The following is a 22089-nucleotide window of genomic DNA, read 5'->3' as shown; positions in this document are numbered from 1 at the left end:
CACCCTACGGCGCGGGGGTGACAGTCCCGCGCCGCCGGGTGGGCGGCACGGCACTCCGCCGGGGCGGCTCGGCGCTCTCGTGGCGCGGCTCGGCACTCGCGCGGGTCGGCTCGGTGCTCGCGCGGGTCGGGTCGGTGCTCGCGTGGAGCGGGTTGGCCACGGATCCGTGCACGGCGGCGTGCGGCCGCTGCGGGCGGTCGCGGTAGCCGTCGAGCAGCAGCCGGTTGCGGTTGAGGCAGAGCCGGGCGATCCGCGGGGTGAACAGGTCGAACAGCTCGAACCGCTCGGCGAGCTCCGGGAAGCGCCGCTGGTGGGCGAGGATCTCCTCGCGCACCAGCGCCCAGAACTCCTCCTCGGGGACGCCGAGCTGGGCCTCGACCAGCGGGGCGAGGTAGCGGTAGACGCCGATGAACAGGCCGGAGTGGATGAACTGGCAGAGGAAGTCCGGGTCCTCCCGCAGCAGCACCTCGGCGACCGGGCCGGGCAGGTCGGCGAGCTCGGGCAGCGGCTGGTCGCTGATGTTGACGTCGTCCACGAAGTCCTTCACCGCGAGCCGGGTCGGCACGTCGTGCTCGTCGAACAGCACGATGGCGTTCTCGCCGTGCGGGGAGAACACCGTGCCGTAGCGGTAGAGGAAGTGCAGCAGCGGCGGCAGCATGGCGGCGAACAGCCGGCCCAGCCAGTCGCGCGGGGCGAGCCCGGAGCGGGCGACCAGTTCGGCGACCAGCGCCCGGCCGTCCGAGCCGGTCTGCAGCAGGGCGGCCAGGGTGCGGGCCCGCTCGCCGTCCGCCAGGTACCGGCCGAGCGGTTCGCGCCAGATCGCGCCGAGCAGCTCCTTGTACTGGTACGGGGCCTCCGGCAGCTCCCGGTAGACCGGGTGGTCGACGGTGACCGAGGCGATCTCGCCGAGCAGGACGACCCGGCACTCGTCGCGCAGGAAGGGATCGGCGTCCCGCAGCCCGTGGATCCAGGCGGTGACGGCGGGGGCGGCGAGCGTGCGCTCGACCGGCAGGCCGCGCCAGACCAGGGTGTTGAGGATGGAGAGCGGCAGCTTGACCGTGCAGCGGTCCGGCCGGCTGAGGTTGAAGAAGCTGCGGATGGACTGCTGCGGCAGCCGCAGGTCGCCGTCGCTGGGCAGCGGGACGATCTCCCCGCTGGCGATCCACGGGGCGAACAGCGGCACCACGGTCTCGTCCCACTGCCAGGGGTGGACGGGCAGCAGCAGGTAGTCGTCGGCCCGGTCGCCGAGCCGGTCGCGGAAGTCCGCGTCCAGCTCCCGCTCGTACAGTCCGGGGTCGCCGCGGAACTCGGCGAGCCGCCGGTGGACGGCGATCCACGGCAGCCGCTGCGGGACGCGCGCCTCGGGCGCCCAGGCGGCCGCGTCGCGGGCCGAGAAGCCGAGCCGACCCTTGTTGGGGACGATCCACGGGTGGCCGGTCTGCCGGCCCTCCAGGGCGACGTGGTCGAGGTCGGCCAGCTCGGCGGCGGTCGGTGCGGTGGCCCGCAGGTGGGCGTCGGCGATCAGCGTGGCGGTGAGCTCGCGGACCAGGTGGCCGACGGTGTCGCCGGAGAGCCCGAGCGGCCCGCGGGCGTGCTGGAGGAAGCGCAGCGGGTCGTCGAGCTCGGCGTCGAGCGAGTCCTCCGCGACCCGCCAGCTGCCGTACGCGCCCCGCTCGGCCCGGAACCGGTAGCCGGCGTCCGGGAATTCGACCACCCAGCCGTCCCCCGCCGGGACCGGCTCGATCAGCTCCTCGTACGCGAACTCGCCGAGCATCTTGGCGAGCAGTGCCCGCCGGGCCCGCCGCCAGTGCTCCGTGGTCAGCTGGGCGGGCAGGTGGAGCTCGGGTTCAGCGGGGTGCTGCTGCAGCACGTTCGTCGCCTTCCTGGGGTCGCGGGAGCACGGGTGCGGCCGGCCGGGGCGCGGGGGGTTCGGCGGCCGTTGGTACGGGCGGGGCGAAGGTGGTCCAGGCGGTGCGATGGGGCAGCGGGTGGAGCGTCTTGCCGGCGACGGCGTTGAGGATCACGGCGGCGCGGTGCGCGCCGAGGCCGAGGTCCGGTGTGCCGACACCGTGAGTGTGCAGCTCGGCGTTCTGGACGTACAGACCGCCGGTGAGGCCCGGCCTGACGGCCACCCGGTGGTCCAGGTCGACGCGGTAGCGGCCGAGTTCGTCCCAGTCGATCAGGTCGGCGATCGGGTCCAGGGCGGCCGGGCGGACCGCCCGGTAGCCGGTGGCGAGCACCACCGCGTCGGTGCGCACCAGGTGGCGGGCGCCGGAGTCGGTGTGCCGGCAGTGGAGTTCGAGGCCGCCGCAGGGGCCGGCGCCGGCCTCGGTGACGGCGGTACCGGGAAGGATCTCGACCGGGTCGGCGGCCGGCGGGCGGCCGATGGTGCGCTCGTAGAGGTGGTCGTGGATCTCGGCGAGGGTCTCCGCGCTGGCCGCCTTGTGCAGTTGCCACTGGGCGGGCACCAGCGCGTCCCGGACGTCCGCGGGCAGGGCGTGGAAGTAGCGGGTGTAGTCGGGCGTGAACTGCTCCAGGCCGAGCTTGGAGTACTCCATCGGGGCCAGCGCCCGGGTGCGGGTGAGCCAGCGCAGCCGGGTGCCGTCGCCGACGCGGCCGCGCAGCAGGTCGAGGAAGACCTCGGCGCCGGACTGCCCGGAGCCGACCACGGTGATGTCCCGGGCTCCGGCCAGCTCGGCGCGCCGGTGCAGGTACTCGGCGGAGTGCAGGACCCGCGGGTGGCCGCGCAGCGGGGCGAAGGCCTCCGGGTGGACCGGTTCGGTGCCGACCCCGAGCACCAGGTTCCGGGCCCGGTGCACCTCGCCGCCGCCGCGGACCAGGAACACCTCCTCCTCGGCGTCCCAGCGCACCTCGGTGACCTCGGCGCCGAAGCGGCAGTTGGGCAGCCGGTCGGCGGCCCAGCGGCAGTAGTGCTCGTACTCGCGGCGCGGGAGCTGGAAGCGCTCGGCGAAGTAGAACGGGAACAGCCGCTCCTGGTGGCGCAGGTAGTTGAGGAAGGACCACGGGTTGGTCGGGTCGACCAGCGAGACCAGGTCGGCGAGGAAGGGCACCTGCATCCGGGCGCCGTCGACCAGCATGCCGGGGTGCCAGCGGAACTCGGCTCTGGCGTCCAGGAAGAGGGTGGTGAGCCCGTCGGCGCGGTCGGCGAGGGCGGCCAGGGAGAGGTTGAACGGGCCGATGCCGACACCGATCAGGTCGTACGGCTCGGGCTGCGGGAGATGCATGTCGTCCTAGGACTCAGGAGCGGGCGCGCGGGCGGATCATCAGGGCGGCGCGCTTGGCGGGCAGGTCGAGTTCGGCGGCCTGCGCGAACCCGGCGTTGCGGAAGGCCCGGACCGAGGGGGTGTTGCGCAGGTCGGGCTCGGCGACCACCCGGGTGCAGGCGGGGGTGGTGGCGAGGATCCGCTCGGCCAGGGCGGCGAGCAGGGCGCTGCCCAGGCCCCGGCCGCGGGCGGTGGCGGGGCCGAGCAGCAGGTGGATGCCCATGTCGTACGGCCGGGCCGGGTAGTGCGCGGCGAGCGGGTCGAGGTCGGCGCGGTAGACCTCGAAGTAGCCGGTCGGCTCGCCGTCGAGCAGGCCCAGGTAGGGGGTGCTCGCCCCGTCGCCGTCGAGTTGGCCGCGCAGGTGCTCCTCGGTGACCGACGGCGGTCCGGCCAGCTCCCACCAGGCGTCCACGGCGGGGTCGTTCATCCACGTGGTGAGCAGGGGCAGGTCGGCCGGCAGGGAGACCGGCACGAGCCGGAACTCCCCGACCGGCGTGCTGGTCGTGGTCACGCCCCGGCCACCGGGTTGTCGATCGCCACGTAGACCGACTGGGTCTCCACCGGGCCGACCAGCTCGTCCAGGCCGTGCAGCCGGGTGAGCAGGTTGGCCTTGCAGCGCAGGGTGGGCGCGTCCAGCAGGTGGGCGGGGAGGGACGATCCGGTGGCGGCGGCCCGCTCCCCGGCCAGGAAGCGGCGCAGCGCGGCGAGCAGCAGCTGCTCGTCGGCGAGCTGCTGGGAGCCGAAGGCGCCGATCAGGCCGAGGATGTGGTTGATGCCGACGTAGTAGGCGAAGCGCTCGTCGGCGACGGCGTCCGGGACGAAGGTGTCGCTGGTCTCGCCGAGTGCGGGCAGTTGGGCGCGCAGCCGGTCGGTGTGCGAGGCGCGGAAGTAGTAGCCCTGGTTGTCGCGGTAGCGGCCGCCGGTGGGCCAGCCCTCGGCGTCGAGCAGGACGAGGCTGTTCTGCTGGTGGGCTTCGAGGGCGATGCCGGCCCGGCCGTCCAGCCAGAGGATCGGCAGGACGACGGCGTCCAGGTAGCGCAGGAACCATTCGGTGGCGACGGTGGCCATCGGGCGGCCGGTGCGGGCGGCCAGCTCGCCGAGCACGTCGGCGAGCTGCGAGCCGAGCCGGCCGATGGGCTGCTCGGCGACCAGGCCGGCCACGCACAGCGCCCGGTCGGCGGGGCCGAAGGGCTGCTGGCGGAGCACGGTGTCCAGGCCGCCGGGGTCGCCGAGGGCCGGGTGGTCGACGCCGATCCAGGCGGGGTCGCGGACGATGTCGAAGCCGGGGTGGGCGGCCTTCCAGCGGGCGCCGAGGCCGGCTTCCAGCAGGCGGTGGACCTCGACGCCGCGGTGCAGCTCCTTGCGGAGGTTCTCCCGGCGGGAGTTGGTGATCCGCAGTGCCAGCGAGAGCTTGAGCATCCACGGGGTGCCGGGGCGGCAGACGGTGCGCACCGAGCTGGTCGGGTGCCAGGGCTCGCCGGACGGGCCGAGGTCGTGCAGCAGGCCGCTGTCGAGCAGGTCGGCGACGGCCGGGCGGAGCGCCAGCTCGCGGGCCTGCCAGGGGTGGAGCGGCAGGGCGGCGGTGCCGGGCGGCAGCGGCCGGCCGTAGAGCTCGGCGGTGAGCTGCTCGGCGGGCCGGCCGGCGGCGGAGTCGGCGGCCAGCAGCGAGCGGTCGACGGCGTACCAGTGGAGCCGGAAGGTGCCGTGCAGTTCGGGCGAGTACGCGGCGCTCTGGGCCGGGCCGAGGCCGTCGCGGCTCTTCGGGGTGGGATGCAGCGGGTGGCCGAGCAGCAGGGCCTGCTCGGCGCGCAGGAAGGGCGTCGGCGGGGTCGCGGAGAGGGCGCGCCGGTGGGCGAGGATCTCGGCGGTGCGACCGACCGAGTCGGCGACCCGGGCGGTCAGGTCGGCGATCTGGCCGGGGTCGGGGCGCTCGGCGGCGGCGCCGGCGACCAGGGCGGCGACGGTGACGGCGTCCACCGGGCGGTCGCCGTCGGCGGTGCGGACGGTGACCGGGCCGAACCGGTGCCAACCGCAGACCGACCAGTGCCGGACGGGGGCGGCGAGTTCGGCCGCGCCGCCGAGCACCGGGATGCGCAGTTGCCCGCCGTCCGGCCGGGCGCCGGTCTCCCGGGCCCAGCAGCGCAGCAGGCTCTCGGTGGCGGCCTGTTCGGCGGCCGCGGCGGGGTCGTCGTGGAGCAGCGGGTCGGGCGGCTGCGTTCCGGTGGCCCGGACCACGGCGGCCGGAGGTACTCCGGTGAGGGTGGTGACCAAAGCCCCTCCTTGGGCCGTGCGATGACTACACAGGTAAGGGCTACCTATCCCCGCCCGGTGATCACAAGATCAGCTCACTCGTTGTGGTGAAAGACCGTCGATCACTCACCCTTCCGAGTGAGCGGTGCGACCCTGACAGGTCGTCACCGTCACGAATCGGTGACCGGACGTCAACAGGAGGGAACCCCGTACGGCCGTTCGGCGGGCGGGTGGGAGAATCCCCCGGGGGACGACGGCGAGCGGCAGGGGGGACGATGTCATCGTTGGGGCGGCGGGCGTGGTGCGTCCCGCTGGTGGCGGCGGTCCTGCTGGGCTCCGCCGCGTGCACCTCGGACGGCGGCGACGGGCTGCCGCACAGCTGGCGCGAGCTGCGCAGTTGGCGGTACCAGGACTGGGACCGCTGGGCGTCCCGGCACGGCTTCGACAACCCGGTGGTGCAGAACTTCTGGAACGCGGACCGGCTGGACGAGGCCCAGCCCCGCGAGCCCGCCCCGCCGGCCCCGGAGACCGCCTCGGCGCCGCCGAGCGTGCCGGCCTCGGCCTCGGCGACGCCCGGACCGGCGCCCGAACCCGCCCCCGTGGTGCAGGCGGTGGCCGTGCCCCGGCCGTACACCGGCTACCCGGCCTCCGGGAAGGTCTTCATGACCGCGCCGAAGGGCGGCACCGGCCAGTGCTCGGCGACCGTGGTGGCCGACCCGCAGCACCCGGGCAGGTCCGACCTGGTCTGGACGGCCGCCCACTGCGTCCACGAGGGCAAGGGCGGTGACTGGTACAAGAACCTCATCTTCGTGCCCGCCTACAACAGTTCGGGCGCGGCCAGCGGCCACCGCAAGGCCTCGCTGGCGGAGGTTGCCCCGCTCGGCCAGTGGTGGGCCGACAAGGTGATCACCTCGCCGCTGTGGACCACCGAGGGCACCCGGGCGGGCGACGCCGCCAACCAGTACGACTTCGCGATCATCCGGGTGCACAACCCGCAGGGCGGGCCCTCCCTGGAGGAGACCGTCGGCACGGCCGTGCCGGTGTGGTTCGACGCCCCGCGCGAGCAACTGTCCGTCTCGGCCTGGGGCTACCCCTCGGTGGCCCCGTTCGACGGCCAGGAGCTGGAGCGCTGCGACAGCGGCCGGCCCGGCAGCCGCTCCTTCGACCCGGAGCGGCCGGCGATGCTGACCATCGGCTGCACCATGACCGCGGGCGCCTCCGGCGGCGGCTGGTTCGCCACCATGCCGGACGGCCGCCAGGCGCTGGTCAGCAACACCTCGATCGGGACGGCCGCGCACACCACGCTGAACGGCCCGTACCTGGAGTCGGTGGCCCGGCAGGCGCTGGACTACATCGCCAAGCAGCCCCCGACCGGCCCGCCCTCGTCCGCACCGAGCCCGTCCACCCGACCCGAGACCGCTCAACCCTCCTCACCGACCGACTGAACTACGGGGATCGACCATGCCTGAGACTGTCCGAGACCGCCGCCCCCGCAGGGCCCGTGGCCGGGCGGCCGCTGCCGCCGCCGTCCTGACCGTGCTGAGCCTCAACCTCACCGCCTGCAACGACGACCCGCAGCCGAACGCCGCCCCGTCGGCCGGTGCCTCCAAGCCGGGCATCGACCTCAAGGACATCCAGGCGCAGCTCGCCAACATGAAGAACTGGAACTCCGACGACTGGGAGAAGTTCGCCTCCCAGCTGGGCTTCAAGCCCGAGGACTTCCAGGCCATCAAGGGCTACTGGGACCTCGGCAAGCTGCAGACCGCCCAGGGCGTCAAGCCCAAGGAGGCCAACGCCCAGCAGGCGAGGACGCCGAGCCGGGCCGAGGTCACCTTCCCGACCGCGATCCCGGCCAGGCCGGAGAAGCACCCGTACTCCCCCGGCACCGCCGTGGTCGGCAAGATCTTCATGGAGATCAGCGAGAAGAGCTACGCCGAGTGCTCCGGTACGGTCATCGCCGACCCGCAGCACCCGGGCAAGTCCAACCTGGTCTGGACGGCCGCGCACTGCGTCCACGAGGGCAAGGGCGGCACCTTCTTCAAGAAGATCAGCTTCGTGCCCTCGTACAACAAGTCCGGCGCGGCCAGCGGCAACAAGAAGGCCACCTTCGAGCAGGTGGCCCCGTTCGGCGTGTGGGCGGCGGACGCGGTCCGGGTGACCCCGTACTGGACCGCCGAGGGCGGCGAGACCGGCGGCCCGGCCAGCCAGTACGACTTCGCCATCATGCACGTGCACAACGAGGACGGCGGCGGCAAGTCGCTGGAGGAGACCATCGGCGGCTCCGTGCCGGTCTGGTTCAACGCCCAGGCGGACGCCGTCCCCTCGCTCTCCGCGTACGGCTACCCGGCGGACACGCCGTTCGACGGCCAGGAGCTGGAGCACTGCGACTCGGGCGTCAAGGCCACCGTCTACGGCTACGACCTCAGCCGTCCGCCGATGCAGTCGATCGGCTGCACCATGACCGGTGGCTCCAGCGGCGGCGGCTGGTTCGCGGTGCAGAACAAGAAGGTGATGCTGATCGGCAACACCTCGGTCGGCAACACCCAGAACACCATGCTGGCTTCGCCGACCCTGACCGACGACGCCCGCAAGATGTACGAGGCGTTCGCCCAGAAGCTCGCCAAGTGACGGACGGGTGACAGACGGACGGGCCCGGCCTCCGCGAGGGAGGCCGGGCCCGTCCGGGTCGGTGCCGGATCAGCCGGCCGAGACCACTGTGTAGCGCTCCAGCTCGGCGGCGAGCTCCGCCGACACCTTGGCGTGCAGCAGGGTGCCCTCGCCGGTGTGCTCGGTGGAGAGCAGCTCGCCGTCCCGGTGGACCCGGGAGACCAGGTCGCCGCGGGTGTACGGGACCAGTGCGTGGACCTCGACGGCCGGGCGCGGCAGCTCGTCGTCGATCAGCGCCAGCAGCTCCTCGATGCCGGCGCCGGTGCGGGCCGACACCACGATGGCGTGCGGCTCGCGGCGCAGCAGGCGCTGCAGCACGGCCGGGTCGGCGGCGTCCGCCTTGTTGATCACCACGATCTCCGGCACGTTCTGTGCCTCGACCGAGACGATCACCTCGCGGACCGCGGTCAGCTGGGTCTCCGGCTCGGGGTGCGAGCCGTCCACCACGTGCAGGATCAGGTCGGCGTCGGCGACCTCCTCCATGGTCGAGCGGAAGGCCTCGACCAGGTGGTGCGGCAGGTGCCGGACGAATCCGACCGTGTCGGCCAGCGTGTAGAGCCGGCCGCTCGGGGTCTGCGCCCGCCGGACGGTCGGGTCCAGGGTGGCGAACAGCGCGTTCTCCACCAGGACGCCGGCGCCGGTGAGCCGGTTGAGCAGGGAGGACTTGCCGGCGTTGGTGTAGCCGGCGATGGCGACCGACGGCACCTGGTGGCGCCTGCGCTCCTGGCGCTTGGTGTCGCGGCCCTTCTTCATCTCGGCGATCTCCTTGCGGAGCTTCGCCATCTTCTCGCGGATCCGGCGCCGGTCGGTCTCGATCTTCGTCTCACCGGGACCACGGGTGGCCATACCGCCGCCGGACGAGCCGGAGCCGCCACCACCCATCTGCCGGGAGAGCGACTGACCCCAGCCGCGCAGGCGCGGCAGCATGTACTGCATCTGCGCGAGCGAGACCTGCGCCTTGCCCTCACGGGACTTGGCGTGCTGGGCGAAGATGTCGAGGATCAGGGCCGTGCGGTCGACGACCTTGACCTTGACGACGTCCTCGAGGTGGATCAGCTGGCCCGGGGTGAGCTCACCGTCGCACACCACGGTGTCGGCGCCGGTGGAGCTGACGATGTCGCGCAGCTCCTGGGCCTTGCCGGAGCCGATGTAGGTCGCGGCGTCGGGCTTGTCGCGGCGCTGGATCACACCGTCCAGCACCTCGGATCCCGCCGTCTCGGCCAGCGCGGCCAGCTCGGCCATGGAGTTCTCGGCCTCTTCGAGCGTGCCGTCCGTCCACACGCCGACGAGCACCACGCGCTCCAGGCGGAGCTGGCGGTACTCGACCTCGGTGACGTCCTGGAGTTCGGTGGAGAGGCCCGCGACACGGCGCAGGGCCGCGCGCTCGGAACGGTCGTACTGGTCGCCGTCGTAGTGGCCGAGGTCCTCGTCGATCGCCGCGAGGTCCTCGTCCATCAGGGCGTCGGCCCTGAGTCCGGCGAGTCGACGGGCGGACTCGCTCGATCCGGTGCGGCTGTCGAACGTGGAGGTCATCTCATCCTTTGATTGATCGGCTGTGGTCGCCGGTGGCTGCGGTCACCGGACACTGCTGCTACCGGTGAACGCGGCGGGACGGCCGTGAATTCCCCACGATGGTCGCACGCCCGCCGTGACCGAGTCATCCCCATTACGCTCCGCCGTCGTGCCGGGCCGGTACACGTCGTAGACGCCGGACACCCTGAGCATCGCCCGCATCACCGCGGGCAGCGTCTCGGCGGCCGGCAGCTCCAGGGTGTAGGAGTGCCGTACCCGCAGCTGGCGGGGCGGCTCCACCTCGGCGGAGGAGATCGACACGCCCTCGGCGGAGATCGCTGCGGTGAGGTCGGCCAGCAGTCTGGGCCGGTTCAGCGCCTCGGCCACCAGGGTGGCCCGGAAGCCGCGGGCCGGACCGGCGCCGGGGATCCAGTCGGGCTCCAGCGGCTCCCGTCCCGCCCGGCGCATCTCCTCGCCGGACGGACAGTCGGTGCGGTGCACCGCCACCGCGCCGCCGCGGATCAGGAAGCCGGTCACCCGGTCCGGCGGCACCGGGGTGCAGCAGCGGGCGAGGCGCACCGAGGCGCCGGGGTGCCCGGGCACCGCCACCGGCCAGGCGCCGCGGACCGCCGGGGGCGGGCCCGCCGGGGCTGGCTGCTCGGCCGGCGGGCCGGTCTCCACCGCGGGCGCCGAGGCCGGCGGGTCGGCCAGCCAGCGCTCGATCGCCAGCCGGGCAGCCGGGGTGCGGACGTACTCCAGCCACTCGGGGGCCGGGCCGGAGGCTTCGCCGCCCTGGTCGGTGAGCACGGCGAGGACGTCGCCGTCGCGCAGCGGGGTGGAGAGCGCCACCAGCCGGCCGTTGACCCGGGCGCCGATGCACCGGTGGCCGGTCTGCTCGCCGAGCAGGTAGGCCGCGTCCACGCAGCTGGCCCCGGCCGGCAGCTGGAGCGTGTCCCCGGTCTCGGTGACGGCGGTGATCTCCCGGTCGTCGGAGAGGTCGGCGGTCAGCGCCGACCAGAACGCGTCCGGGTCGGGGGCCTCCTGCTGCCACTCCAGGAAGCGGCTCAGCCAGCCGGGCCGAGCCGGGTCGGTGCGGTCCTCGGGATCGGTCTCGGGCGCGGCCTCGGTCGCGGCGGCGCCGGACGCCTGGTGCGGGTCGCCGAGCGCCACCACCCCGGTCTCGGCCACCCGGTGCATCCGCCGGGTGCGGACCAGCACCTCCACCACCTCGCCGCCGGCCAGCGCGACCGCGGTGTGCAGCGACTGGTAGAGGTTGAACTTGGGCGCCGCCACGAAGTCCTTGAACTCGCCGGGCAGCGGGGTCCAGCAGGTGTGCAGCTCGCCGAGGACGGCGTAGCAGTCGGCGTTCTCCTCGACCACCACCAGGACCCGGCCGAAGTCGGCGGGCAGCAGCGTCTTGGGCCGCCCGTCCGGGCCGGTCACGGCGGCGCGGCGGAGCAGTACCCGGTGCAGCGAGACGTGGTGGCGGGCCCGGACGGTGACCGTGGCGGCGATGCCGGCCTCCGCCAGCTGCCGGGCCAGCGCGGCGGCGAAGGGCTGGAGCAGCTCGTCCGGCTCCGCCTCGTGCGCGGCCGCCACCGCGCCGGTGCGCTCGTGTTCCTCCGGGTGGAGGGTGGCGAAGACGATGTCCTCCAGCTCGGCCTTGACCACCTGGATGCCGAGCCGCTCGGCGAGCGGGATCAGCACGTCCCGGGTGACCTTGGCGATCCGCACCCGGCTGGCCGGCTTCATGTGACGGATCGTCCGCATGTTGTGCAGCCGGTCGGCCAGCTTGATCACCATGACCCGGACGTCGTCGCCGGTGGCCACCAGCATCTTGCGGAAGGTCTCCGGTTCGGCGGCCGCGCCGAAGTCGACCTTCTCCAGCTTGGTCACGCCGTCCACCAGGTACGCGACCTCGGGGCCGAAGTCCTCGGCGACCTGAGCGAGCGTCACCTCGGTGTCCTCCACGGTGTCGTGGAGCAGTGAGGCGACCAGCGTGGTGGTGTCGGCGCCGAGCTGGGCCAGGATCATCGTGACCGCGAGCGGGTGGGTGATGAACGGCTCGCCGCTCTTGCGCGTCTGCCCCCGGTGGCTGGCCTCGGCGGTCCGGTACGCCCGGCTGAGCAGGGCGAGGTCGGCCTGCGGGTGGTGGATCCGGTGCGCCTGGACGATCGGCTCGATCGCGTCCGGCACCGGGGCGCGGCCGGTGGCCAGCAGCGCGGCCCGCCCGGCCCGGCCGAGCGCCGCCCGGCTGAACCGGCCGACCTGCGGCTTCGACGACGTGCCCGCAGTGAGCTCGGGGCGGATGGTCATCTGCACCTCCGGCGGCGAACACCGGAGCGCCTCCCGACCCGGTGGTCCATGCTACCGAGGACAGCACGTTCCGCGAGCCACTGCTTCCCGTCCGTCACCGGGATCACTCGAACGGGGGGATTCGACGGGCGGGCAAACGGGCAAAGAGGGCCCCGCCGGGAGCCCTCCTCCTGCCTCTGGCCGCTCGGCGGCGTCAGCCCAGCAGCGCCGGGTCCAGGGTGCCGGCGGCGACGATCACCGCGGGGCCGGTCATCGCCACCCGCCCGTCGGGGAACTCCTCGATCACCAGGCGGCCGCCCGGCAGGTCGACGGTGTACGCGACCGCCTCGCCGGTCACGGCCGGGTCGGCGCCGTCGCGGCGGATCGCGGCGACCGCCACCGCGCAGGCGCCGGTGCCGCAGGAGCGGGTCTCGCCGGAGCCGCGCTCGTGCACCCGCATGGCGACGTGGCGCGGACCGCGGTCCACCACGAACTCGACGTTGACACCCTCGGGGTAGACCCCGGCCGGGCTGGTCGCGGGGGCGTCGTACAGGTTGCCGGCCTGGGCCAGGTCCTCGACGAAGGCGACCGCGTGCGGGTTGCCCATGTTGACGTTGAGCGCCGGCCAGCGGTGGCCGCCGACGGCGACCTCGATCCCGTCCGGGCCGGGCAGCCGGGCGGTGCCCATGTCCACGGTGACCTCGCCCGGGGTGCCGTCGGCGGCGTCCGCCGCGACGTGCACCCGCCGGACGCCCGCCCGGGTGGCGACCGCCAGCGGGCCGGGCTTCGCCAGCCCCGCGTGCACCAGGTAGCGGGCGAACACCCGCACGCCATTGCCGCACATCTCGGCGATCGAGCCGTCGGAGTTGCGGTAGTCCATGAACCACTCGGCCTCGTCGGCCATCGCGGCCGCGGCCGGGTCGGCGGCGGAGCGCACCACGCGCAGCAGGCCGTCCCCGCCGACACCGGCCCGCCGGTCGCAGACCGCGGCCACCGCGGCCGGACCGAGGTCGAGGAGGCCGTCCGGGTCGGGGACGATGACGAAGTCGTTCTGGGTGCCGTGGCCCTTGAGGAACGGCAGCCCGCTGCTGAGGTCGCTCACACCGCCGATGGTACTGGCGGCCGCCGCGGCGCCGCGGCGCCGTCCACGGTCAGCCGCGCAGGTGGACGACCCGCCACAGAGCCAGGGCGAGGGAGAGGCAGACGATCAGCGTGTAGATCACGATGGCCCGCCAGCCGGCCCGCTGCCCGCTGCCGCGGCGCGGCACGCCCGGCCACTTGTAGCCGGCCCGCCGGGCGGCCATCGCGCCCCAGCCGACCGAGGCGGCGGTGACCAGCAGGCCCAGCATCCCGATCATGGCGGAGGCGGAGTCGCTGCCGAAGGCGAGCGGGAAGGCGAACATCAGCGAGCCGAAGGTCGCGGTCACCGCGATCGGCAGGGTCTGCCACCAGCGCAGCCGGCGGCGCGGGCGGATGTCCCGCTCGTGCACCACGCCGGGGGCGGTGGCCAGGTCCTCGATCACGGGCAGCGCGACCGCGTAGGACGTGGTCGGCACCACGAGCTCGGGCAGGGTCTCGGAACCGTCGGCCATGCTGCCCGGCAGTTCATCCGTTTCGGGGCCGGTACCCGTCGACACGCGGCCTCCCCTGACGGCTCGACACGAGCACACCGGCTCGCGGGCGGTGAGGCCGGCCCGCGTGCCGAGCCTCGGTTGTACCGATGATGGCATGTCCAGGCGGTCGGACAGGGCGTCCTGCGGGGTGGTCGGGTGATCCGATGCCATGACGTGATCCGGCTGTAACCCTCGGTTCCCCGTGCATCTGCGGCTGCCGGTGCACCTGCCCGCGCAGGTGGCCGGATCAGTGCGCCGACATGGCCGAAGGCCGCCGGTGGACCAGTTCCAGCGAGCGCTCCAGCAGCTCCACCGGGTCGGCCCCGGCCGGCCGGGACAACCAGTGGATCCGGTCGTCGCGGCGGAACCAGGACTCCTGGCGGCGGGCGAACCGCCGGGTCGCCCGGACGGTCTCCTCGCGCGCCTCGTCCTCGGTGCACTCACCCGCGAAGTACGCCAGCACCTGCTGGTAGCCGAGCGCCCGGCTCGCCGTCCGCCCCTCCCGCAGGCCGAGCTTCTCCAGCTCCCGCACCTCCTCCAGCAGGCCGGCCCGCCACATCCGGTCGACCCGCAGCCCGATCCGCTCGTCCAGCTCGGGCCGGGGCACCTGGACGCCGATCTGCACCGCCTCGTACACCGCGGTGTGGCTCGGCAGGTTGGCGGTGAACGGCTGCCCGGTGATCTCGATGACCTCCAGCGCCCGGACGATCCGCCGCCCGTTGCTGGGCAGGATCGCCTCGGCCGCGGGCGGGTCCAGCTCCGCCAGCCGCCGGTGCAGCAGCCCCGTCCCGACCCGCTCCAGCTCCTCCTCCAGCCGCAGCCGGACGGCCGGATCGGTGCCCGGGAACTCCATCTCGTCGATCGCCGCCCGGACGTACAGCCCGGACCCGCCGACCAGCACCGGCGTCCGCCCCTCGGCCAGCAGCCGGTCGATCTCCGCCCGGGCCAGGCGCTGGTACTCGGCGACGCTGGCCGCCTCGGTGACGTCCCAGACGTCCATCAGGTGGTGCGGGATCCCGCCGCGCTCCGGCAGGGTCAGCTTCGCGGTGCCGATGTCCATGCCGCGGTAGAGCTGCATCGAGTCGGTGTTGATCACCTCGCCGCCGAGGGTACGGGCGATGGCGACCGCCAGGTCCGACTTTCCGGCGGCGGTGGCGCCGACCACGGAGACGACACGGGGCGGGGGGACGAGGGAGCTGCTCACCGTCCCAGTCTCGCAAAACGCCGGACCAACCCCGTGTCGGGGAGCCCGGACCTGGGGAGGATCTGGTTGCCTACAGGTGGTTATGTCGGATTTGTACACAGGAGGACGGCGCCATGGGCAACCTGATGGAGAACCTCAAGGGCAAGGCCGAGGACCTCAAGGGCAAGGCCAGCGAGCTCGCCGGCAAGCACAACGAGAAGATCGACACGACCATCGAGAAGGCGGGCGCCACCATCGACAAGGCCACCAAGCACAAGTACAGCGAGAAGATCGAGCACGGCACCACCAAGGCCAAGAGCGCGGTGGACGGCTTCGCCGCCAAGCCCCACGACGAGACCGGGGACGCGCCCGAAGCCGCTCCCGGCGACGCACCCCGGGAGCAGCCGCCCGCGGAGGGCTGAGCGGCCCGGGTGAGCGCCCGGTCAGCGCCCGTCAGCGCCAGGACGCCACCACGTAGCCGACCCCGTACGGCGCCGCCTCGTAGCGCAGCTGCGCGCCGAGGCCGGCGCCCTCCGCCGCGCCCGCGAGCACCTGCCACGGCGCCCGGCCGTCCACCAGCAGCTCGGCCGAGAGCGCCGGGTCCAGCCCGGCCAGGGTCTTGGTGTCCGCCTCCGCCAGGGCCGCCGCCACCACGGCGTCGTAGCCCTCGGCCCGCTCGTCCAGGTAGCCGGGGGCCTTCACCGAGCGGCACGCGCTGCCGTCCCCCAGCACCAGCAGCCCCACCCGGTCGGCGAGCTCCGCCAGCCCCTGCCCGAGGCCCAGCAGCCGCTCGGGCGCGGTGTCCGCTCGGACCGCGCACGCGTGCGTGGGCAGCGCCGCCTCCGCCTGCTCCAGCAGCCACGCCCCGACCGTCAGCGCGGGCGACAGCTCCGGTCCCTCGATGCCGCCCAGCGGCAGGCGGACCGCCCGCGACACCCCGTACCGGTGGAACGACCCGGCCCCGCCCTCGGTCCACACCTGGGCCTTCGGCCCGGTCCCGACCACCACGATCAGCTCGGCGCCCGACTCCAGCAGCTCCCCCACCGCCGCGGCGCACGCCTCGCGCAGCCCGTCCAGCTCCGGCGCGGCCCCCGCCGCGACCTCCGGCACGAGCAGCGGCGGACACGGGCACACGGCAGCGGCAACCAACATGTCGATCACTCTAGGCGAACCGAAAGGGGCGCGTGGGGGCACCTCCCGGCCGAAGGCTGGGGGAGAACTGCGCGCCCAGCCACCCACTCAGGTAGAGCGATGGCCGGTCGCGCAGTTCCCCGCGCCACTGAAAGGAAAGATCAGCAGCAGCCGTCGCTGACGACCGGCAGCGCCGCCGGCACGCCGACCGTGGGCAGCCCCAGCATCACGCCCGCCGGCTTCTCGGCCGGCGCCGCCTGCCGCTTCTCCCACGCGTCGCCCGCCCGCGTCCGCCGGACGTCGAGGACGGGCCCCTCCGCCAGCAGGTGGTGCGGCGCGGCGTACGTGATCTCCACGGTCACCATGTCGCCGGGCCGGACCCCGCTCTCGGGCCGGGTGAAGTGCACCAGCCGGTTGTCGGGGGCGCGGCCGGAGAGCCGGTCGGTCCGGTCGTCCTTCTTGCCCTCGCCCTCGGCGACGAGGATCTCCAGCTTCCGCCCGACCTGCTTCTTGTTCTCCTCCCAGGAGATCTCCTCCTGGAGGGCGACCAGCCGCTCGTAGCGCTCCTGCACCACGGCCTTGGGGATCTGGTCCGCCATCTCGGCGGCCGGCGTGCCGGGCCGCTTGGAGTACTGGAAGGTGAAGGCGTTGGCGAACCGGGCCTGGCGCACCACGTGCAGGGTCTGCTCGAAGTCCTCGTCCGTCTCGCCGGGGAAGCCGACGATGATGTCGGTCGAGATGGCGGCGTCCGGCATCGCGGCCCGCACCTTCTCGATGATCCCGAGGAACCGCTCCTGCCGGTACGAGCGCCGCATCGCGCGCAGCACGGTGTCCGAGCCGGACTGCAGCGGCATGTGCAGCTGGTGCATCACGTTCGGCGTCTCGGCCATCGCCGCGATCACGTCGTCGGTGAAGTCCTTCGGGTGCGGCGAGGTGAACCGGACGCGCTCCAGGCCCTCGATCTCCCCGCAGGCCCGCAGCAGCTTGGAGAAGGCCTGCCGGTCGCCCAGGTCGGACCCGTACGCGTTGACGTTCTGGCCGAGCAGCGTCACCTCGACGACGCCCTCGGCGACCAGCGCCTCGACCTCGGCGAGGATGTCGCCCGGCCGGCGGTCCTCCTCCTTGCCGCGCAGCGCGGGGACGATGCAGAAGGTGCAGGTGTTGTTGCAGCCGACCGAGATCGCGACCCACGCCGCGTAGGCGGACTCGCGGCGGGTGGGCAGGGTGGAGGGGAAGGTCTCCAGCGACTCCAGGATCTCGACCTGGGCCTTCTTCTCGATCGCGGCCCGCTCCAGCAGCGCGGGCAGGTGGCCGATGTTGTGGGTGCCGAAGACCACGTCGACCCAGGGCGCCTTGCGCACGATGGTGTCGCGGTCCTTCTGGGCGAGGCAGCCGCCGACGGCGATCTGCATGCCCTGGTGCTGCTGCTTGGCGGGGGCCAGCCGGCCGAGGTTGCCGTACAGCTTGTTGTCGGCGTTCTCGCGCACGGCGCAGGTGTTGAAGACCACCAGGTCGGGTTCGCCGTCCTGGTCGGCCTTGGCATAGCCCGCCTCCTCCAGCAGCCCGGACAGGCGCTCGGAGTCGTGGACGTTCATCTGGCAGCCGTACGTGACGACCTTGTAAGTTCGCAAGCTCTCCTCCATACCCACGACAGCAAGGGTAAGGGCAGCCGCTCGCCCCAACGGCAGCCGCTCGCCCCTCCCGCAGAGCGGCCGAGCCTGGCACTATCCCTGTCATGGCCGACACCTCCACCCCGACGCGTCTGGGCACCGCCGTGCGCGCGGCCGCCCGCAGCCGGCTGTGCCGAACGGCGGCGGTCCTCGTGCTGGTGGTGGGCGGGCTGGCCGGCTGGTGGCTGTCCGCCGCCGGTGCGGCGCCGTACCCGAAGGGCGAGACCCGCTTCGCCACCGGCGTCCCCAAGGGCGTGTACGACCGCTACGGCCAGCTGCTGCGCGGGTACGTGGCGACCGCGATGCCCGGGGTGAAGCTGCGGCTGGACAACTCCGAGGGCTCGCTGGACAACCTGGAGCGGGTCACCACCGGGCAGGACGACTTCGCCATCGCGACCGCCGACTCGGTGGCCAGCTTCTCCGGTCCGGGCAAGCCGCGGCTGCGAGCGATCGCCCGGCTGTACGACGACTACCTGCAGCTGGTGGTGCGGGCGGGCTCGCCGGTGCAGAAGGCGTCCGACCTGCGCGGGCTGCGGGTCGGGGTGGGGCAGTCGAAGTCGGGCGTCAACCTGGTGACCCGGCGGCTGCTGGAGGCGGCCGGGCTCAATCCGGACAAGGACATCAAGCCGGCCCCGCTGGGTGTCGGCGACGCCGCCGACCAGCTGGCGAAGGGGCAGCTGGACGCGTTCTTCTGGTCGGGCGGCCTGCCGACGGCGGCGCTGAGCGACCTGTCCGAGCGGGTCGCGATCCGGATCGTGCCGCTCGCCGACCTGGCCGAGGCGCTGCACCAGCTGGAGGGCGGCGGCGTGGACGCGTACCGGGCCGCCACCATGCCGGCCGACGCCTACCCGGCCGCCGAGCCGCACAACACGGCGGTGGCCACCGTCGCGGTGCCGAACCTGCTGGTGACCCGGGACGACGTCGACCCGGGCCTGGTGCAGGGGGTGACCCGGGCGGTGATCGACAGCCGGGACACCATCGGCTCCCAGGTGCACGCCGCGCAGCTGGTGGACCTGCGGACGGCGGTCTACACCGATCCGCTGCCGCTGCACGAGGGCGCCAAGCGGTACTACGTCTCGATCAAGCCCTGACCCGGTTCAAAGCCCTGATCCCCTGCGGGCCCGGCGGTCTCAGCGGCCGTCGCGGTTGCGCGGCAGGCTGAGGGTCACCACCAGGCCGTTCGGCTCCGCCGGGGCGAAGTCGAGCGAGCCGCCCCCGGCGAGCAGCAGGGTCCGGGCGATGGACAGGCCGAGGCCGGAGCCGTCCACGTTCTGGTGGCGGGAGCTGCGCCAGAAGCGGTCGCCGATCCGGCCGAGCTCCTCCTCGGTCAGACCCGGTCCGGCGTCGGCCACGGCCACCGCGACGTCGTGCTTGCGGACCTCCACGCCGACCTGGACGGCGGCCCCGGACGGGGTGAACTTGAGCGCGTTGTCGAGCACCGCGTCCAGCGCGCTGCCGAAGGCGATCGGGTCGGCCCAGGCGTGGGCGAGGACCGGGCCGCGGCGGTCCAGGCCGATGCCGCGCTGGGTGGCCAGCGGCCGCCAGGCGTCGATCCGGGCCAGCACCAGCGCCGTGACGTCGACCGGCTCCGGTTCGGGCCGGGAGCCCTCGGCGGTGGCCAGGCCGAGCAGGTCGTCCAGCACCCGGGCGAGGCGGGTGCCCTCGTCCCGGACGGCGGCCAGCTCCTCCTCGTGCCCCTCGGGCAGCTCCAGGCCGAGCAGTTCGACCCGCAGCAGCAGCGCGGAGAGCGGGTTGCGCAGCTGGTGGGAGGCGTCGGCGACGAAGGCCCGCTGCTGGTCCATGGCGAGCACCACGTGGTCGGCCATGTCGTTGAAGGAGCGGGCGAGGCGCCGCAGCTCGGGCGGGCCGCCGCTGGGGGCGACCCGGGCGTTCATCCGGCCGGTGGCGATGTCGTGGGTGGCCCGGTCGAGGGTGCGGACCGGGCGCAGCACCCAGCCGGTGAGCCGGACGGCGAGCAGCACGGCGACGATCATGGCGAGCGCCTCGCCGGCGGCGACCACCAGCCAGCGGTGCAGGATCCGGGCGCGCAGCGGTCCGGTGGGCGACTCGGTGAGCACCACGGCGACCACGTCGCCGTCGCGGACCACGGGGAGCGCGACGGTGAGGGTCCGGTCGGTGGTCCACGGCCAGACCTGCGGCGAGTTGTGGCTGCGCCGGCCGTCCAGGGCCTCCTGGAAGGCCTCGCCGCCGACCCCGCCGCTCGGGGCGCGCCAGTCGTCCGGGGCGACCGCGACCGCGGTGCCGTCCCGGTGGAAGACGCCGATCCGTACGCCGTACAGCTCGTGGTAGCGGGCCGCCTCGGCGGTCAGCGCGTGCAGCCGGGCGGTGTCGCCGGCGACCGGCTGCGGGTCGCCCTTCATGGCGGCGGTGGCCCGGCCCTGGGTGGGCAGGTCCTGGGCGAAGCGGGCGGCGTCGTCGAGCCGGTCGACCACGACCGCACTCTGCTCGGAGGAGGCGACCAGGTAGGCGAGCGGCACGCCGAGGGCCGCCAGGACGGCGACCATCAGGGCGAGCAGGATGCCGAGCAGGCGGTTGCGCACGGGGGGTCAGCGCCCCGCTTCGCCGGCGTCGGCGACGGGCTCGTCCGGGATCAGCCGGTAGCCGACGCCGCGGACCGCCTCGACCAGGCCGGGCAGCCCGAGCTTGGTGCGCAGCGAGCCGATGTGCACCTCCAGGGTGCGGCCGTTGCCCTCCCAGCCGCTGCGCCAGACCTCGCTGAAGATCTGCTCGCGGCGGTAGACCACGCCGGGGCTCTGCGCGAGCAGCGCGAGCAGGTCGAACTCCTTGCGGGTGAGCGGCACGTCGCGGCCCTCGACGCTGACCCGGCGGCGCTCGCGGTCGATCACCACGCCGCGCGACTCCAGCGGCCCGGCCTGCTTCTCGTCCTGCTGGTCTCCTCCGGTGCCGGTGCCGCGGCGGGCCACGGCGTGGATCCGGGCGAGCAGTTCGCCCATGTCGTAGGGCTTGACCACGTAGTCGTCGGCGCCGAGGTTGAGGCCGTGGATGCGGGAGCGGATGTCGGCCCGTGCGGTGACCATGATCACCGGCACGCCGCTGCCGGCCCGGATCCGGCTGCACACCTCGAAGCCGTCCCGGTCGGGCAGGCCGAGGTCGAGCAGCACGACCCGGTAGGGGTCGCTGCCGTCGGGGACCAGGGCGTCGAGCGCCTCGTGGCCGCTGCGGGCGTGCCGGACCTGGAAGCCGTGCCGTCCGAGCACCGCGACCAGCGCGGCGGCGACGCGGTCGTCGTCCTCGACCAGAAGCAGGCGCATCCGGGCTCCTTCCTGCGGGTACCGGCCGGGCGGTCGGCCCGGAGAGTCTTCCGACCATTGTCATGGCTCGGCCGCGAACCGTTCGCGGCCATCCTGGCATCCATGCCCATCGGGCGGCCCGAGGTCAATGGCTCCCGGCCGTCCTCGCCCGACCGTTACGGAGCCGATATGCACCGGAGCGGTCACCGGGCGTGGCCGTTTCGTGATCCTCAAGTTCCCCTCAGATCGGCTGACGCCACCTCGACGGGTTGTCTATGGTCGCCCCACCGGGGGCTGCGGGCTCCGCCGGCTCCGGCCCCCGGTACCAGACCGTTCACCACCGGCACTGCGGCCCAAGGGAGTTCACCCTGGGATCGGATACGAGGGAGCAAGGCGCGATGACCGAAGAGACCGTCTCCGACACCGCGTCCGACGCCGTCGCCACCGGACCGCTGGTGTCGCTGAAGGGGGTCGACAAGCACTACGGCGCGCTGCACGTGCTCCAGGACATCAACCTGGAGATCGCCCGCGGCGAGGTGGTGGTGCTGATCGGCCCCTCCGGTTCCGGCAAGTCCACGCTGTGCCGCACGATCAACCGCCTGGAGACCATCGACTCCGGCAGCATCGCGATCGACGGCCGCCCGCTACCCGCCGAGGGCAAGGAGCTGGCCCGGCTGCGCGCCGATGTGGGCATGGTGTTCCAGAGCTTCAACCTGTTCGCCCACAAGACCGTGCTGGAGAACGTGGTCCTCGCCCAGGTCAAGGTGCGCAAGGTGCCCCGCGCGCAGGCCGAGGCGACCGCCCGCGAGCTGCTGGAGCGGGTCGGCGTCGGCGCCCAGGCGGACAAGTACCCGGCGCAGCTCTCCGGCGGCCAGCAGCAGCGGGTGGCCATCGCCCGCGCCCTGGCCATGAAGCCCAAGGTGATGCTGTTCGACGAGCCCACCTCCGCCCTCGACCCCGAGATGGTCAACGAGGTGCTTGAGGTGATGCGCTCGCTCGCCGCCGAGGGCATGACGATGGTCGTGGTCACGCACGAGATGGGCTTCGCCCGGTCCGCCGCCAACCGCGTCCTGTTCATGGCGGACGGCCGGATCGTCGAGGAGAACACCCCCGACGCGTTCTTCACCGCGCCGCGCAGCGACCGCGCGAAGGACTTCCTTTCGAAGATCCTCACCCACTGACCGTGCCGGTGATCTAGCGTCAGCTCCGAAC

At 73.8% G+C, this 22089-nt stretch carries 18 protein-coding genes; 5 read left to right on the top strand and 13 right to left on the bottom strand.

Annotated features, from left to right (window positions below; translation table 11 throughout):
• Positions 1–4: 4 nt before the first annotated feature.
• The 4 genes from FHR36_RS04775 to FHR36_RS04760 are packed head-to-tail and all read right to left on the bottom strand — an operon-like array spanning position 5 to position 5588.
• The gene (locus FHR36_RS04775; protein WP_253793985.1) at positions 5–1870 is read right to left on the bottom strand and encodes an IucA/IucC family protein; all 1866 of its coding nucleotides are present in this window, start codon (positions 1868–1870) and stop codon (positions 5–7) included.
• A complete protein-coding gene (locus FHR36_RS04770) occupies positions 1848–3245 on the bottom strand; it encodes a lysine N(6)-hydroxylase/L-ornithine N(5)-oxygenase family protein (RefSeq protein ID WP_253793984.1) in 1398 nt (465 codons plus the stop codon). The genes FHR36_RS04775 and FHR36_RS04770 overlap by 23 nt, the downstream gene beginning before the upstream one ends.
• A 13-nt stretch (positions 3246–3258) precedes the next feature.
• Complete coding sequence (locus FHR36_RS04765; protein WP_253794746.1) at positions 3259–3900, bottom strand: GNAT family N-acetyltransferase; 642 nt, start codon at positions 3898–3900, stop codon at positions 3259–3261.
• Positions 3792–5588 (bottom strand): IucA/IucC family protein, encoded by a 1797-nt coding sequence (locus FHR36_RS04760; protein ID WP_407660800.1) that lies wholly within the window; start codon positions 5586–5588, stop codon positions 3792–3794. The genes FHR36_RS04765 and FHR36_RS04760 overlap by 109 nt, the downstream gene beginning before the upstream one ends.
• A gap of 221 nt (positions 5589–5809) precedes the next feature.
• On the opposite strand from FHR36_RS04760, the gene FHR36_RS04755 reads away from it, so the two are divergent.
• Positions 5810–6979, top strand: a complete 1170-nt coding sequence (locus tag FHR36_RS04755) for a trypsin-like serine peptidase (RefSeq protein WP_253793982.1) — start codon at positions 5810–5812, stop codon at positions 6977–6979.
• 16 nt (positions 6980–6995) lie between these two features.
• A complete protein-coding gene (locus FHR36_RS04750) occupies positions 6996–8162 on the top strand; it encodes a trypsin-like serine peptidase (RefSeq protein ID WP_253793981.1) in 1167 nt (388 codons plus the stop codon).
• Positions 8163–8231: 69 nt separating this feature from the next.
• Here the strand turns inward: FHR36_RS04750 and hflX are convergent, their stop codons facing one another.
• The 5 genes from hflX to miaA all read right to left on the bottom strand — a co-directional run bounded on the left by hflX (position 8232) and on the right by miaA (position 14825).
• Entirely contained in the window at positions 8232–9734 is a 1503-nt protein-coding gene (gene hflX / locus FHR36_RS04745; RefSeq protein WP_253793980.1) for a GTPase HflX, read from the bottom strand.
• Between the two features lie 42 nt (positions 9735–9776).
• A complete protein-coding gene (locus FHR36_RS04740; protein WP_253793979.1) occupies positions 9777–12029 on the bottom strand; it encodes a RelA/SpoT family protein in 2253 nt (750 codons plus the stop codon).
• Between the two features lie 193 nt (positions 12030–12222).
• The gene (dapF, locus tag FHR36_RS04735) at positions 12223–13110 is read right to left on the bottom strand and encodes a diaminopimelate epimerase (RefSeq protein ID WP_253793978.1); all 888 of its coding nucleotides are present in this window, start codon (positions 13108–13110) and stop codon (positions 12223–12225) included.
• A 49-nt stretch (positions 13111–13159) separates the two neighbouring features.
• A complete protein-coding gene (locus FHR36_RS04730) occupies positions 13160–13645 on the bottom strand; it encodes a DUF1129 domain-containing protein (RefSeq protein WP_253793977.1) in 486 nt (161 codons plus the stop codon).
• Positions 13646–13868: 223 nt separating this feature from the next.
• A complete protein-coding gene (gene miaA, locus FHR36_RS04725) occupies positions 13869–14825 on the bottom strand; it encodes a tRNA (adenosine(37)-N6)-dimethylallyltransferase MiaA (RefSeq protein WP_253793976.1) in 957 nt (318 codons plus the stop codon).
• 113 nt (positions 14826–14938) lie between these two features.
• On the opposite strand from miaA, the gene FHR36_RS04720 reads away from it, so the two are divergent.
• Positions 14939–15226: an antitoxin gene (locus FHR36_RS04720; protein WP_253793974.1), complete on the top strand. Its 288-nt coding sequence runs from the start codon at positions 14939–14941 to the stop codon at positions 15224–15226.
• Positions 15227–15257: 31 nt separating this feature from the next.
• On the opposite strand, the gene FHR36_RS04715 is transcribed toward FHR36_RS04720, so the two are convergent.
• Entirely contained in the window at positions 15258–15956 is a 699-nt protein-coding gene (locus tag FHR36_RS04715; protein ID WP_253793973.1) for a class III extradiol dioxygenase subunit B-like domain-containing protein, read from the bottom strand.
• Positions 15957–16096: 140 nt separating this feature from the next.
• Positions 16097–17578, bottom strand: a complete 1482-nt coding sequence (miaB, locus tag FHR36_RS04710; RefSeq protein WP_253794744.1) for a tRNA (N6-isopentenyl adenosine(37)-C2)-methylthiotransferase MiaB — start codon at positions 17576–17578, stop codon at positions 16097–16099.
• A 92-nt stretch (positions 17579–17670) separates the two neighbouring features.
• Between miaB and FHR36_RS04705 the strand changes: the two genes are divergently transcribed.
• Entirely contained in the window at positions 17671–18696 is a 1026-nt protein-coding gene (locus FHR36_RS04705; RefSeq protein WP_253793972.1) for a TAXI family TRAP transporter solute-binding subunit, read from the top strand.
• Positions 18697–18735: 39 nt separating this feature from the next.
• Here the strand turns inward: FHR36_RS04705 and FHR36_RS04700 are convergent, their stop codons facing one another.
• On the bottom strand, positions 18736–20166 hold the full coding sequence (locus FHR36_RS04700; RefSeq protein WP_253793971.1) for a sensor histidine kinase: 1431 nt from the start codon (positions 20164–20166) through the stop codon (positions 18736–18738).
• Positions 20167–20172: 6 nt separating this feature from the next.
• Entirely contained in the window at positions 20173–20898 is a 726-nt protein-coding gene (locus FHR36_RS04695) for a response regulator transcription factor (RefSeq protein WP_253793970.1), read from the bottom strand.
• Positions 20899–21275: 377 nt separating this feature from the next.
• On the opposite strand from FHR36_RS04695, the gene FHR36_RS04690 reads away from it, so the two are divergent.
• Positions 21276–22058 carry an amino acid ABC transporter ATP-binding protein gene (locus FHR36_RS04690; RefSeq protein WP_380230803.1) on the top strand — a complete coding sequence of 261 codons (783 nt, stop codon included), beginning with the start codon at positions 21276–21278 and terminating at the stop codon, positions 22056–22058.
• Positions 22059–22089 lie beyond the last annotated feature (31 nt).

Source organism: Kitasatospora cinereorecta, assembly GCF_024172095.1.
In the GTDB taxonomy this organism is placed as follows: domain Bacteria; phylum Actinomycetota; class Actinomycetes; order Streptomycetales; family Streptomycetaceae; genus Kitasatospora; species Kitasatospora cinereorecta.
This window is presented reverse-complemented; position numbering and strand designations above follow the sequence as displayed.